Origin of the sequence: Micromonospora sp. NPDC049102 (assembly GCF_043197485.1) — a bacterium.
Taxonomy (GTDB): domain Bacteria; phylum Actinomycetota; class Actinomycetes; order Mycobacteriales; family Micromonosporaceae; genus Micromonospora.
This window is the reverse complement of record NZ_JBICTE010000001.1, coordinates 216,232-229,843: the sequence shown is the minus strand read 5'-3', so window position 1 is coordinate 229,843 and position 13,612 is coordinate 216,232. Positions and strand designations below refer to the sequence as shown.

9 protein-coding genes and 1 pseudogene are annotated in these 13,612 nt (G+C 72.2%); 7 read left to right on the top strand and 3 right to left on the bottom strand.

Annotation, left to right across the window (positions count from 1 at the left end; all coding sequences use genetic code 11):
• Window positions 1-21: 21 nt before the first annotated feature.
• Window positions 22-564 carry a sugar O-acetyltransferase gene (locus ACGFH9_RS01065; RefSeq protein ID WP_393214209.1) on the bottom strand — a complete coding sequence of 181 codons (543 nt, stop codon included), beginning with the start codon at window positions 562-564 and terminating at the stop codon, window positions 22-24.
• A 120-nt stretch (window positions 565-684) separates the two neighbouring features.
• Between ACGFH9_RS01065 and ACGFH9_RS01060 the strand changes: the two genes are divergently transcribed.
• Entirely contained in the window at window positions 685-4,041 is a 3,357-nt protein-coding gene (locus ACGFH9_RS01060) for a S8 family serine peptidase (protein WP_393213448.1), read from the top strand.
• 51 nt (window positions 4,042-4,092) lie between these two features.
• Here ACGFH9_RS01060 and dapD read toward each other — a convergent pair whose 3' ends face one another.
• Entirely contained in the window at window positions 4,093-5,052 is a 960-nt protein-coding gene (dapD, locus tag ACGFH9_RS01055; protein ID WP_355620335.1) for a 2,3,4,5-tetrahydropyridine-2,6-dicarboxylate N-succinyltransferase, read from the bottom strand.
• 78 nt (window positions 5,053-5,130) lie between these two features.
• Here dapD and dapE point away from each other — a divergent pair, with 78 nt between their 5' ends.
• Window positions 5,131-6,204: a succinyl-diaminopimelate desuccinylase gene (gene dapE, locus ACGFH9_RS01050; RefSeq protein WP_393213444.1), complete on the top strand. Its 1,074-nt coding sequence runs from the start codon at window positions 5,131-5,133 to the stop codon at window positions 6,202-6,204.
• A gap of 51 nt (window positions 6,205-6,255) precedes the next feature.
• Here dapE and ACGFH9_RS01045 read toward each other — a convergent pair whose 3' ends face one another.
• Window positions 6,256-6,426: a hypothetical protein gene (locus ACGFH9_RS01045; RefSeq protein ID WP_393213441.1), complete on the bottom strand. Its 171-nt coding sequence runs from the start codon at window positions 6,424-6,426 to the stop codon at window positions 6,256-6,258.
• A gap of 153 nt (window positions 6,427-6,579) precedes the next feature.
• Here ACGFH9_RS01045 and ACGFH9_RS01040 point away from each other — a divergent pair, with 153 nt between their 5' ends.
• From ACGFH9_RS01040 to ACGFH9_RS01020, 5 genes and pseudogenes are all read left to right on the top strand, one after another.
• On the top strand, window positions 6,580-7,443 hold the full coding sequence (locus ACGFH9_RS01040; RefSeq protein ID WP_355237108.1) for a TIGR00730 family Rossman fold protein: 864 nt from the start codon (window positions 6,580-6,582) through the stop codon (window positions 7,441-7,443).
• Complete coding sequence (locus ACGFH9_RS01035) at window positions 7,443-7,988, top strand: TIGR00730 family Rossman fold protein (protein ID WP_393213437.1); 546 nt, start codon at window positions 7,443-7,445, stop codon at window positions 7,986-7,988. Before ACGFH9_RS01040 ends, ACGFH9_RS01035 begins: the two co-directional genes overlap by 1 nt.
• A gap of 155 nt (window positions 7,989-8,143) precedes the next feature.
• Window positions 8,144-8,649 (top strand): annotated as a pseudogene (locus tag ACGFH9_RS01030) (IS607 family transposase); the annotation flags it as partial.
• On the top strand, window positions 8,644-9,675 hold the full coding sequence (gene tnpB, locus ACGFH9_RS01025; RefSeq protein WP_393214205.1) for an IS607 family element RNA-guided endonuclease TnpB: 1,032 nt from the start codon (window positions 8,644-8,646) through the stop codon (window positions 9,673-9,675). The pseudogene ACGFH9_RS01030 and the gene tnpB, both read left to right, overlap by 6 nt.
• Window positions 9,676-9,700: 25 nt before the next feature.
• Window positions 9,701-13,462: an ATP-dependent helicase gene (locus ACGFH9_RS01020; protein ID WP_393213434.1), complete on the top strand. Its 3,762-nt coding sequence runs from the start codon at window positions 9,701-9,703 to the stop codon at window positions 13,460-13,462.
• Window positions 13,463-13,612: the final 150 nt, after the last annotated feature.

Sequence of the window (13,612 nt, the reverse complement as noted above, 5' to 3'; positions counted from 1 at the left end):
ACGCCGCCGAGCTGTCCCGGCTCAGGCCCCGTCGAGGTCCCGGACCGGTCGGGCCGGGTTGCCGACGGCGACGACGTTGGCGGGCAGGTCGCGGGTGACCACCGCGCCTGCCCCGACCACGGTGTTCGCGCCGATCGTCACTCCGGCCAGGACGATCGCGCCGCCGCCGAGCCAGGCGTTGTCGCCGATGGTGATCGGCTTGGCGGCCTCCCACTTGTCGCGACGCGGGCCGGGCTGCACCGGGTGGGTCGGGGTGAGCAGTTGCACGTTCGGTCCGACCTGGACGTCCGCCCCGAGGACGATCGGGGCGACGTCGAGGAACACCGACTGGTAGTTGACGAAGCTGCGGGGTCCGATCCGGATGTTCCAGCCGTAGTCGCAGTAGAACGGCGGCCTTATCCAGGTGTCGTCGCCCAGGTCGCCGAGCAGGTCACGGAGCGCCGCCAGTCGGGCCGCCGGGTCGGCCGCCGAGCTGGTGTTGAAGCGTTCCATCAACCGGGCGGCCCGGTCCAGGTCGGCGATGAGTTCGGGGTCGTCGGCGAGGTAGGGCTCGCCCGCCAACATCCGGTCCTTCATGGAGGTCACCCGGTCGATGATGCCGGCTGGGCTCGGAGCGGGTTGGTCGGTCCGTCATTTTTTGGACGCCAATTTTGCATACCAGGTATGCAACCATGACCGAGGTCAATGTGCTTCCAGTGGTATCGACGCTCCACCGAGGAGGATCCGTTGCATCGACGCAGGAGAATCATCGCCGCAACCGCCGTGGCAGTTCTCACCCTGGGCACCCCGGCGGTCGCCACGGCCAGCCCACCGCGCACCCCCACCGCACCCGCCGCCGAGCAGTCCGCGAGCAGGGCCACCGGACAGACCGTCACCCTGCTCACCGGGGACCGGGTCACCGTCACCACATCCGGGTCCGCCTCCGTACGTCCCGGACCGGGGCGAACGCACCAGCGGTTCCTCACCACCCGCGACCGGGGCCACCTGACGGTGCTACCGCAGGACGCCCTGCCCCTGGTCCGAGCGGGCCGGGTCGACCGGCGGTTGTTCGACGTGACCGCGCTGATCGCCGCCGGCTACGACGACGCGCGCCGCGACAACCTGCCGGTGCTGGTCACCACCGGCGCGCAGGCCCGGAAGGGCACGGCCGCGCCGACGGGGCTCACGGTCACGACCGAACTGCCCGCCATCGGCGGGTTCGCCGCCACGGCCGACAAGCAGCGAGCCGCCGCGGTCTGGGCATCGCTCACCGGCACCGGTGCCCGCATCGGCACGGCGGAGGGCGCCGATCGGATCTGGCTCGACGGGCGACGGCAGGTCACCCTCGACCACAGCGTGCCGCAGATCGGCGCGCCCGCCGCGTACCAGGCCGGCTTCACCGGTCGCGGTGTCCGCGTGGCGGTGCTCGACACGGGCATCGACGCCAGCCACCCCGACCTGTCCGGTCGGGTCGCCGAGGCGGAGAACTTCACCGAGGCCGCCGACACCGACGACACGGTCGGCCACGGCACGCACGTCGCCTCGATCATCGCGGGTAGCGGTGCGGCGTCCGGCGGCAAATACCACGGCGTCGCCCCGGATGCCACGTTGCTCAACGGCAAGGTCTGCGAGGAGTACGGCTGCCAGGACTCGGCGATCCTGGCCGGCATGCAGTGGGCGGCCGTCGACGCGCACGCCGACGTGATCAACATGAGCCTGGGCGGGACGGACACTCCCGACGTCGACCCGTTGGAGGCGGCGGTCGAGTCGCTGACCGCCCAGACGGGTGCGCTCTTCGTCCTGTCCGCCGGCAACGACGGTACGGACGGCTCGGTGGGCTCGCCGGGTAGCGCCGAGGCCGCGCTCACGGTCGGCGCGGTGGACCGCGACGACGCCCTCGCGGACTTCTCCAGCCGAGGGCCCCGCGTCGGCGACGGCGGGTTGAAGCCGGACATCACCGCACCCGGTGTGGAGATCGTCGCCGCTCGCGCCAAGAACGGACAGATCGGCGAGCCGGTGGGGGACGGATACGTCGCGCTCTCCGGCACCTCGATGGCCGCACCGCACGTCACCGGCGCGGTGGCGCTGCTCGCCCAGCAGCACGGCGGATGGACGGCCACCCAGCTCAAGGCGACCCTGATGGCCTCGGCGAAGCCGCACCCGGAGCAGACGGCGTTCCAGCAGGGTGCCGGCCGCGTCGACGTGGCCCGGGCGATCACCCAGCGGGTGACCAGCACGCCGGTCAGCGTCTCCTTCGGTCAACCGGCCTGGCCGCACGACGACGACACCCCGGTCAGCCGGCAGGTCGACTGGCACAACGACGGCCCGGACGCGATCACCCTCGACCTGACCCTGGAGGTGACCGGCCCCGACGGCCAGCCCGCCCCGGCCGGCTTGTTCGCCCTCGGCGCGGGACGGGTCACCGTACCGGCCGGTGGCACCGCCGGCACCACGGTCACCGTGGACACCCGGGTCGGCACGGACGGCTACTGGACCGGCCGGGTCGTGGCCCGCTCCGGAACCGCCGTCGCGGTCACCCCGGTCGCCGTCAACCGGGAGGTGGAGAGCTACCAACTCACCGTCCGGCACCTCGGCGTCGACGGTGCGGCATCTGGCGAGTACTTCAGCGCGCTTGTCGACCTGGACACCCTCGCCGGCCGCGACCTGTACGACCCGGACGGCACCGTCGAGGTCCGCGTACCCAGGGGGCGGTACGCGTTGGTCACCATCATCTTCAACGGACAGGAGGGCGCGGCCCAGCTGGCCCAGCCCGAGCTGGTGCTCGACCGCGACGTGACGGCCACCCTCGACGCCCGCAGGGCCCGGCCGGTGCGGACCACGGTTCCGGAGCGCTCGGCCGCACCGGACCTGGTCGAACTCGGCTCGAACTTCGTCAACCCCGACGACAGCGCCTACGGCTTCGGTCTGCTCGCGTTCGACTTCACCGGCCTGACCACCGGCAACATCGGCCGGGCGGTCTCCGGCGCACGGTTCTTCGGCACGGTGAGCAGTCAGTGGAGTAAGCCCGAGGCGGCCAGCAGCCCCTACCTGTACGCGCTCAGCGAGAAGATCCCCGGTCGGATGCCGACCGGCTTCGACCGGAACTACCGCGCACGGGACCTGGCCACGGTCACCCACGAGTTCCGGGGCGGGTACGCCGGGACGACCGTCGACCGGGTGGTCTACCCGCACCTCGACCCGGATCTGGGCGGCTGGGCCACGGTCCTGCCCACGGCGGTGCCGGGGAAGAGGGTCGAGCACTACAACTCCAACGGCGTGCGCTGGTCCTCCGAGCTGAGCTTCGGGGTGCCCACCGAGGATGGGTGGTCCGACATCAAGGCGATGTTCGTCGCCGATCCGACGGCGTACCGGGCCGGCCGGCACGTCCGGGAGACCTGGAACAGCGCGCCGTACGGGCCGTTGTTTCCGACGCCGCGTTGGCCGGGTCAGGGCGTCACCCGCCTCGGTGACGAGATCGCGGTCAGCCTCCCGCTGCACGGCGACGCCGACGGCCACGCCGGCGGATCGGTCGTCGACAGCGCACGGACCGCCCTCTACCGCGACGGTGTCCTGGTGCAGGAGCTGCCCGAGGCCGGGTACGGGCAGTTCACGGTGCCGCCGGGAGCGGCCGGCTACCGGTTGGAGGTGTCCGCGAAGCGGAGTTTCACCGACCTGAGCACCGAGGTCGGCGCGGTGTGGACGTTCCGGTCCGGGCACGTGCCCGGCGACGACTACCGGTACCTGCCACTGTCGGCGATCCGGTTCACGCCGCCGCTCGATGACGACAACGCGGCGTCGGCAGGCGCCAGCCTGGTCATCCCGGTCCAGGTGCAGCGACAGCCCGGTGCACCCGGTTCGCGCGTCACCGCGCTCAGCGTGGACGTCTCCTACGACGGCGGACGCACCTGGCAACCCGCGCGGGTCCGGAACGACGGGCACGGGTGGACGGCCACCGTCCGGCACCCCGCCGGCCCCGGCTACGCGTCCCTGCGGGCCACCGCACGGGATGCCGCCGGCAACACGGTGACCGAACGGATCATCCAGGCGTACCGGTTGCGCTGAGGCGTACCCCCGGCGGGTCCGCGGCCGAGTGCCGCGGACCCGGCGGGGACGTCAGTCGTTGGCGTGCAGGGCGGCGTTCAGTTCGATGCCACGGCCGGTGCGCGGGCGGGCCTCCAGCGCGCCCGTCACCGAGTTGCGCCAGAACAGCAGCCCGTCGACGCCGGACAGCTCCCGGGCCTTGACCACCTGACCGTCCGGCAGCGTGATCTTGGAGGCGGCGGTGATGTAGCAGCCGGCCTCGACCACGCAGTCGTCGCCGAGGGAGATGCCCACGCCGGCGTTCGCGCCGACCAGGCTCCGCTCGCCGATGCTCACCTTCTCGGTGCCGCCACCGGAGAGGGTGCCCATGATCGAGGCGCCGCCGCCGATGTCGGAGCCGTCGCCGACCAGCACGCCCTGCACGATCCGCCCCTCGACCATCGAGGTGCCCGCGGTGCCGGCGTTGAAGTTGACGAATCCCTCGTGCATCACGGTGGTGCCGGCGGCCAGGTGCGCGCCGAGACGGACCCGGTCCGCGTCGGCGATCCGCACACCGGCGGGCACCACGTAGTCGGTCATCCGGGGGAACTTGTCCACGCCGTACACCGACAGGTGCCGGCCCGCCGCCCGCTCGATCACCCGCAGCTCGTCGACCCGCTCCGGCGGGCACGGCCCGGCGGAGGTCCAGGCCACGTTCGCCAACTTGCCGAAGATGCCGTCGAGGTTGAGCTGGTTGGGCCGCACCAGGCGGTGGGAGAGCAGGTGCAACCGGAGGTACGCGTCGGACGCGTCCTTGATCGGATCGTCCAGCGAGCCGATCACGGTGACCACCTGCACGGTACGCAGACCCGGCAGCGGGCGGTCGCCCAACGCTCCCGGCGGCAGGTCCAGCACGTCCGACTTGTCCTCGCCGTCGACCAACGGCAGCTCACCCAGGCCCAGCTTGCCGGTCGGGTACCAGGTGTCGAGCACCTGCCCCTCGGCGGTGACGGTGGCCAGGCCGATACCCCAGGCGGAATCTGCGGACGTCACTGTTGCACCTCTCGATCGCGGCCAGGCCGGCCTCGGCTCGCTCCTCGCGCTGACAGACCTGAAGGTACCGTGCGAACCATGGAGAACCCGCTGACCCCCGAGGTCCTCGCCGATCCGGTGCAGCTGACCCGCGTACTGGTCGACATAGAGTCCGTGTCCCTCAACGAGAAGGCGATCGCCGACTGTGTCGAGGAGGTGCTGCGGGGCGTACCGCACCTGTCCACGTACCGGCACGGCAACACCGTCATGGCCCGCACCGACCTGGGCCGGTCGCAGCGCGTCGTGCTGGCCGGTCACCTCGACACGGTGCCGCTGAACAACAACTTCCCGTCGACCATGCGCGGCGACCTGATGTACGGCTGCGGCACCTCCGACATGAAGTCCGGCACCGCGTACGCGCTGCACCTGGCCGTGACGCTGCCCGAGCCGCGCTACGACGTGACGTACTTCTTCTACGAGGCCGAGGAGATCGAGTCGCGGTACAACGGGCTGAACCTGGTCGCCCAGGCGCACCCGGAGTGGCTGGTGGCGGACTTCGCCGTGCTGCTGGAGCCGACGTACGGCATCGTCGAGGCGGGCTGCCAGGGCACCATGCGCTCGGTGGTCACCACGACCGGCGTACGCGCCCACTCGGCGCGCTCCTGGCACGGGGTGAACGCCATCCACGGCGCCGGGGAGGTGCTGCGCCGCCTCCAGACGTACGAGGCGCGTCGGGTCACCATCGACGGCTGCGACTACCGCGAGGGCATGAACGCGGTACGGATCAACGGTGGGGTGGCCGGCAACGTGATCCCGGACCTGTGCGAGGTCGAGGTCAACTACCGCTTCGCCCCGGACCGTACCCCCGCCGAGGCGGAGGCACATGTGCGTGAGGTGTTCGCCGGTTTCGAGGTGCGGGTCACCGACTCGATCGCCGGTGCCCCGCCCGGGCTCGGCGCCGCCCCGGCGAAGGAGTTCCTGGCGGCGGTCGGCGCCGCCCCGATCGGCAAGCTGGGCTGGACGGACGTGGCCCGGTTCGCGGCGATGGGAATTCCCGCGCTGAACTTCGGCCCCGGCGATCCGAACCTCGCCCACCACCCCGACGAGCACGTCGAGATCAGCAAGATCCGCGACGGGGCGGCAACCCTGCACCGCTGGCTCGCACCGGCCTGATCCGGTCGGGCCTGGTCGTTGCCCGCGTCTCCGGTGATCAAGAGGTTCGCGTCAGCCTGGCCCGTTGTCGGCGACGCGAACCTCTTGATCGGCTCCGGAAGGGGTGGCGGCGGGCGAGAAGGCGGGATCGAGGGCACGGATGCGGCGGCGCTCGGCCACCACGTCTCGGATCCGTCGCTGCATCTGTCGACGGATCCGGATCATCTCGTTGTTGCTGATCACGCTGTCTCCTCCCCCGAAGGCGCGCGCCGGGCATACCCGGTATGTGAATAGTAAGACGTACGGGACCGCCAAATAGTTGCCCTTGATCGCGAACTATTTCGCGGGCTCCCCGCCCCGGACCCCGAGGATGTGCGGCTCCACTACGGTTGCTGCATGAGCCAGAACAACGGGCGGGAGGCCGGCCGCGCTCCCGGACAGGAGCGGCATCGGGGTGCCGTCACGCTGCGTCGGGGCGCGATCCCGAGCAGCACCGCCGACCAGCGGCTGCTGGACTCGCGCGGGCGCGGCGACTGGAAGACCAGGGACGCCTGGCGCGCGCTGCGCATCCTGTCCGAGTTCGTCGAGGGCTTCGACACCCTCGCCGACCTGCCACCGGCCGTCAGCGTGTTCGGCTCGGCGCGCAGCGGTCCGGACACCGCCGAGTGTCGACTCGCCGAGGAGGTGGGCGGCGCCCTCGCCCGCGCCGGCTACGCGGTCATCACCGGCGGCGGGCCGGGCGTGATGGAGGCTGCCAACCGGGGTGCCACCGAGGCCGGCGGGCTCTCCGTCGGGCTCGGCATCGAGCTTCCGTTCGAGCAGGGCCTCAACGACTGGGTCGACCTGGCCATCGACTTCCGCTACTTCTTCGCCCGCAAGACCATGTTCGTCAAGTACGCGCAGGCGTTCGTCGTGCTGCCCGGCGGGTTCGGCACCATGGACGAGCTGTTCGAGGCGCTGACCCTGGTACAGACCGGCAAGGTCACCCGTTTCCCGGTCGTGCTGATGGGGGTGGCGTACTGGCAGGGGCTGCTCGACTGGCTGCGCGACACGATGGCCGCCAGCGGCAAGATCGGCCCGGTGGACCTGGACCTGATCTGCCTCACCGACGACGTCAACGCGGCCGTTCGCCACATCGTCGAGGCCGAGGCCGCGCTCTCCGCCGAGCAGGAGGCGGTCCGCGACGAAGCCGTCGCCCGTACCGGCGCGGACCAGCAGGCCGCCGCCGAGCAGACCGCCGACCGGCCCCGGGAGGACTGATGGCCGCCGTCTGCGTCTTCTGCGCCTCGTCGCGCACCCTCGACCAACGCTGGCTCGACCTCGCCACCGAGACCGGCGCGGAGCTGGCCCGGCGCGGTCACACGCTGGTCAGCGGCGGTGGCTGTGTCGGCATGATGGGCGCGGTGGTCGACGGCGCACGCGCCGCCGGTGGGCGCACCGTGGGCGTCATCCCGCAGGCGCTCGTCGACCTGGAGGTCGCCGACCTCGCCTCGGACGAGCTGCTGGTCACCGACTCGATGGCCAGCCGCAAGACCCTCATGATCGACAGGTCGGACGCGTTCCTGGCCCTGCCGGGTGGCCTGGGCACCCTGGACGAGCTGTTCGAGGTCTGGACCACCGCGACCCTCGCCCTGCACAGCAAGCCGATGGTGCTGATCGACACCGACGGTTTCTACCGGCCCCTGCTGGACTGGCTGCACACCATCACCGACCAGCGTTTCCTCAAACCCGCCGGTCTCGGCCTGCTGACCGTGGTCGCCACGGTCCCCGAGGCACTGAAAGCGCTGGAGTCCCACCTACCCTGACTCGGTGTGAAGGTGGCGGCAGGGCCGTCGGCGTGTCGTGCCGCCACCTTCACGATCGGCGTGGCGGCGTGGGGTCAGGTTGCTGTCGTAGGGGTAACCGACTATCGGTGTCTCGGGTAAGTCAGGAGTGCTCGATGGTTGGCTATGGTCGGCAGGTGAACTTGACGGAGTGGGCGGCGGTGACCGGGGTCTCGTACGCGACGGCACGTCGGCGTCATGGGTCCGGGACGCTGCCCGTTCCCACCTACCGGATCGGCCGACTCATCATGGTCGGGGAGGCGGTCACTAGCGTTACCAGTAGCGCCGGGCAGACTGTGGTGTACGCCCGAGTGTTGCCGGCTGATCAGAAGCCGGACCTAGACCGGCAGGTCGCCCGGGTGACCGCGTGGGCCACTGGCCGGAAACTCAGCGTGGACGGGCACCGCAAGAAGTTCCTCGCCTTGTCGCGTGACGACGTGTCAACGATCGTGCTCGAGCACCGGGACCGGTTCACTCGCTTCGTGTCGAGTATGTCGAGGCCGCGCTGGCTGCGCAGGGGTGGCGGTTGCTGGTCGTGGAACCGGCCGGGATGGACGAGGACTTGGTCCGCGACATGACCGAGTTGTCGTGGTCGCTGGCGGGGCTGCGTAAGGCGTGGAACGCGACGAAGCCCGAGGTGGCGCCGTGGTGGCCCGAGGTATCCAAGGAGGCGTTCAACACCACGCCCAGCGTGCGGTTCACCACAGGTGCGATCCGGGTCGAACCGGACCGCAAGCACGTCGTGCTTCCGCGGTTAGGCCGCCTGAAGCTGCACGAGTCCGGCCGCAAGCTTGCCCGGCATTCGGACAATGGCACGGCCCGGATCATGTCCGCGACGGTGCGGCTCGATGGCGGGCGCTGGCACGTGTCGTTCACGGTCGAAGTCGATCGCATCGAACGCACCCCGGCCCGCCCGGACTCGGTGGTCGGGGCCGACGTCGGGATCAAACACCTCGCCGTGCTGTCCACCGGTGAACTGATCGACAATCCACGCCACCTGGCAGCCGCGCAGCAGCGGATGCGATCGCTCAGCCGGGCGCTGTCGCGCAAGACCGGCCCCGACCGCCGTACCGGCCGGCGTGCCTCGAAACGCTGGGAGCGTGCCGCAACCCGGCTCGGCCGCGCGCACGCCCGGGTGGCGAACCTGCGCCGCGACGGCCTACACAAACTCACCACCCGACTGGCTCGACAGCACGGCACAGTCGTGGTGGAAGACCTCAACGTTGCCGCGATGCTGCGCAACCGCAGCATCGCCCGGCACATCGCCGATGCGGCTTTCGGTGAAATACGCCGGCAGTTGACGTATAAGACTGAGTGGAACAGCAGCCGGTTGATAGTGGCTGATCGGTGGTACCCATCCAGCAAGACCTGCTCGGGCTGCGGCGCGGTGAAAACCAAACTGGCCCTGTCCGAACGCACCTACGACTGCACCACCTGCGGGCTGACCCTTGATCGGGATCTGAACGCCGCGCGGAACCTGGCCGCACTTGCGGCTGATGCAGCAACCGCCGGGAGTGGCCCGGTGCCCGGACGTGGAGCCGACCGTAAGACCCCGCTTGCGGGGCTGGTGGCTACGAAGCGTCAACCCGGCACGGCAACCGCCGGTCAGACCGGGACCGTCTCACCGCAAGGCGGGACTACCAAACGTGTGCTTGCACGAGCCCACTGAAAGGTAACGGTGATGGGATTTGGTGATGCAGTCGTACCGGTTGGTGCGGCGGCCCGGGGGGCCGATGCTGGGGGACGGGGACGCGCCGGGTGACGGTGGCGTCCTCGCTGTCGCGGCCGACGCGACCGGGTCGGCAAGCCCACGCTGGCGCGTCGATCCCGTCCAGGCCGAGATCGTCGGGCACACCGACGGGCCGATGCTGGTCGTCGGCGGTCCCGGCACCGGCAAGACCAGCACCCTCGTCGAGGCGGTCGCCGCCCGGGTCGTCGAGGGGGTCGACCCCGAACGGATCCTGGTGCTGACCTTCGGTCGTCGTGGCGCCACCGCATTGCGCCAGCGCATCGAGGCCCGGATCGCGCAGGACGGTTACCGGGTGCTGCGTGAGCCGCTGGTGCGCACCTTCCCGGCGTACGCCTTCGGGCTGCTGCGCCGTGCCGCCGCCGAACGCGGCGAGCCGTCACCCCGCCTGCTCACCGGCCCCGAGCAGGATCTGATCATCCGCGAGCTGCTCGACGTGGTGGGCGAGGAGCCCGAGGACGACCCGGTCGGCTGGCCCACCGACCTGCGCCCGGCCCTGCGGACCCGGGCGTTCGCCGGTCAACTGCGTGACCTGCTCATGCGTGCCGCCGAACGCGGTGTGGGCCCGGTGGAGCTGGCCCGGCTGGGCGAGAAGCTGGGCCGTAACGACTGGCCGGCCGCGGCCCGCTTCCTGCGGGAGTACGTCGCGGTGCTCGCGCTAAGTGACGTCAGTAACCGCGGCTCGATCGCGTACGACCCCGCCGAGCTGGTCCGGGCCGCCACCGGCCTGCTCCGCGACGACGAGGAACTGCTGGCCGCCGAGCGCCGCCGCCTCGCCCACGTGTACGTCGACGAGCTGGCCGACACCGATCCCGCCCAACTCGAACTGCTCTCGGTCATCGCCGGCGGGGGCAAGCCGCTCGTGGCGTTCGCCGACCCCGACTCCTCCACGTACGCCTTCCGGGGCGCCGACCCGGCCGGAGTGTCCACCTTCCGGCACCGCTTCCGGACGGCCTCCGGCGCGCCGGCCGCGCAGGTGCTGCTGACCACGTCGTACCGATCCGGTCCGGTGCTGCTCGCCGCGATGGCACGGCTGGGCCGCCGGCTGCGTGGTCCGATGGCGCATCGCCGGCTGCACCCGCTGCCGGACGCGTCGGCCGGCGCGGTCGAGGTGCACACGTTCCGCTCGGCGACCAGCGAGGCCGCCTGGCTGGCCCACATGCTGCGTTCGGCCCACCTGCTCGACGGTGTGCCGTGGTCGCGGATGGCGGTGCTGGTGCGATCCACGGCCCTCCAGCTGCCCACCCTGCAACGTGCACTGCACGCCGCCGGCGTCCCGACGGTGGTGCACGGCGAGGACCTGCCCCTGCACCTGCAACCCGCGGTGGCGCCACTGCTGCTCCTGCTGCGGTGCGCCCTCGAACCGTCCCGGCTGGACGAGGAGGCCGCCGTCGCGCTGCTGCACTCGCCACTGGGCGGGGCGGACCCGCTGGCCGAACGGCGGCTCCGGCAGGGGCTGCGCGCCCTGGCGCTGGCTGGAGGTGACCGCCGCCCGTCCGGAGAGCTGATCGTCGAGGCGTTGCGCGACCCGACGGAGCTGGCCGGCATCGACCGGAGGTGGGCGGAGCCGGCGCAGGCGGTGGCCGGGCTGCTCGCCACCGCCCGGGACGCCGCCGCCCAACCCGGTGCCACCGCAGAGAACGTCCTCTGGGAGGTCTGGGACACCAGCGGGCTGGCCGAACGGTGGGCCGGCGCGATAGCCCAGGGGCGGCCGGCGGCCGGCGAGGGTGACCTGGCCCGGCGTCGGCGGGCCGAGGCGGCCGACCGGGACCTGGATGCCGTGCTGGTCCTCTTCGACGCGGCGGCCCGCTTCACCGACCGGTTGCCCGGTGCCCGTACCGAGGTCTTCCTCGACCACGTGCTCGCCCAGGATCTGCCGGCCGACACCATCGCGCCGACCGCCGACCGGGGCGCGGCGGTACGACTGCTCACCGCGCACGCCGCGAAGGGCCTGGAATGGGACCTGGTCGCGATCGCCGGCGTGCAGGAGGGCATCTGGCCGGACCTACGCCTGCGCGGCAGCCTGCTCGGCTCGGAACGACTTGTCGACGTGCTGGCCGGCCGGTCCGTCGGGGGCGCCCGCGCGGCCAACGTGGTGGGCCAGACCTCGGCACTGCTCGACGAGGAGCGCCGGCTCTTCCACGTCGCCATCAGCCGGGCCCGACACCGCCTGCTGGTCAGCGCGGTGGCGTCGGCGGCGGTCGGTGGCGACGACCATGAGGAGCAGCCCAGCCGCTTCCTGCACGAGCTGGGCCCCATCGCGCCACCGAGCCCGCCTGACGCGTCGAGCCCGCCTGACGCGTCGAGCCCGCCTGGTCCGTCGAGCCCGCCGGCCGTGCCGCCGACCACGCCCGGCCCGCGTACCGGCCCTCCCGGCGGCGGACCCGCCGACGCAGCCTCCTTCGTCACCAGCGCAGGCGGCGACGACGCGGCCGCCACCGGCGGGGTTGGCAACGGCGCGATGGGCAACGGCGCGGTCGGCGACCGCGGGGTTGGCAACGGCGCTGCCGGTAGCAACGCGGCTGGCAACGGCGCGATCGCCACCGGCGGGATTGGCAACGGCGCTGCCGGTAACGACGCGGCTGGCGGCGGCGCGATCGGCGACGGCGGAGTTGCTCGGGTGACGCCGCCGCTGGCCGGTGACGGCGATGGTGCGACCGGAGAAGACGACGGGTCGGACGAGCCCGGCGCGCTGCCGGTCACCCGGCCACCACGGGCGCTCACCCTGCCGGCGCTGGTGGCCGAGCTGCGTACCGCCATCATCGACCCGGCCGCACCGGCGGTCCGGCGGCGCGCCGCGGCCGCCGAGCTGGCGCGGCTCGCCGCCGCCGGAGTGCCCGGCGCGCACCCCGACGACTGGTGGGGCCTGCGCGCGCTCTCCGACGACCGGCCACTCGTCGACGACGGGGAGCCGGTGCGGGTCACGCCGTCGGCGATGGAGAGCGCGCTGCGGTGCAGCCTGCGTTGGCTGTTGGAACGGCACGGCGGCAGTGGTCCGACCAGCACCGCGCAGGGTGTGGGCAACCTCGTGCACGCGGCCGCGATGCTCGCCGAGGACGCCAGCGCCGACCGGGGGGCTCTGCTCGACTACGTGGCCGCCCGGTTCGACGCGATCGAGCTGGCAGCCCGGTGGATGGCCGGACCCGAGCGGGAGCGCGCCGAGGCGATGGTCGACAAGTTGCTGCGCTGGCTGGCCACCAACCCGCGCCGGCTGCTCGCCATCGAGCACGAGTTCGCGGTGCGCCTGGACGATCCGCAGCGCCCGATCGACCTGACCGGACGGGTCGACCGGCTGGAGGTCGACGAGGCCGGCCGGCTGGTGGTGATCGACCTCAAGACCGGCAAGTCGACCGCGGTCACCGGCAGCGAGCTGGCCGAGCATCCGCAGCTCGGCGCGTACCAGGCGGCGGTGGAGGCGGGCGCGTTCCCCGAGTTCGGCGACGAGTCCGGTGGTGCGGCGCTGGTGCAGCTCGGCACCACCGCGAAGGACGCCCGGGAGCAGAACCAGCCCGCGGCGGGCGAGGGCCCGGCGGCCGGCTGGGCGACGGCGCTGGTCCGGCGGACCGCCGATACGATGGCAGCCGCCACGTTCGCCGCGGTGGCCAACTCGAAGTGCCGGGTCTGCCCGGTGCGGACCAGCTGCCCGGTCTCCGGGCAGGGACGACAGGTGGTCGAGCCGCCGACCGTCCGTTCTCCGGACAACCCGTGAGGGCGAGGAGTGAGCCGGTGTTGCGAGCCCCGCAGTCCCGAACTGAGACGACACGGTGAGGGCGAGGAGTGAGCCGGTGTTGCGAGCCCCGCAGTCCCGAACTGAGACGACACGGTGAGGGCGAGGAGTGAGCCGGTGTTGCGAGCCCCG

Coding starts and splice junctions, on each gene's coding strand:
- ACGFH9_RS01020 (WP_393213434.1), top strand. CDS start 9,701: ATGCAGTCGTACCGGTTGGTGCGGCGGCCCGGGGGGCCGATGCTGGGG.
- dapE (WP_393213444.1), top strand. CDS start 5,131: ATGGAGAACCCGCTGACCCCCGAGGTCCTCGCCGATCCGGTGCAGCTG.
- ACGFH9_RS01035 (WP_393213437.1), top strand. CDS start 7,443: ATGGCCGCCGTCTGCGTCTTCTGCGCCTCGTCGCGCACCCTCGACCAA.
- ACGFH9_RS01060 (WP_393213448.1), top strand. CDS start 685: ATGTGCTTCCAGTGGTATCGACGCTCCACCGAGGAGGATCCGTTGCAT.
- ACGFH9_RS01040 (WP_355237108.1), top strand. CDS start 6,580: ATGAGCCAGAACAACGGGCGGGAGGCCGGCCGCGCTCCCGGACAGGAG.
- ACGFH9_RS01065 (WP_393214209.1), bottom strand. CDS start 564: ATGTTGGCGGGCGAGCCCTACCTCGCCGACGACCCCGAACTCATCGCC.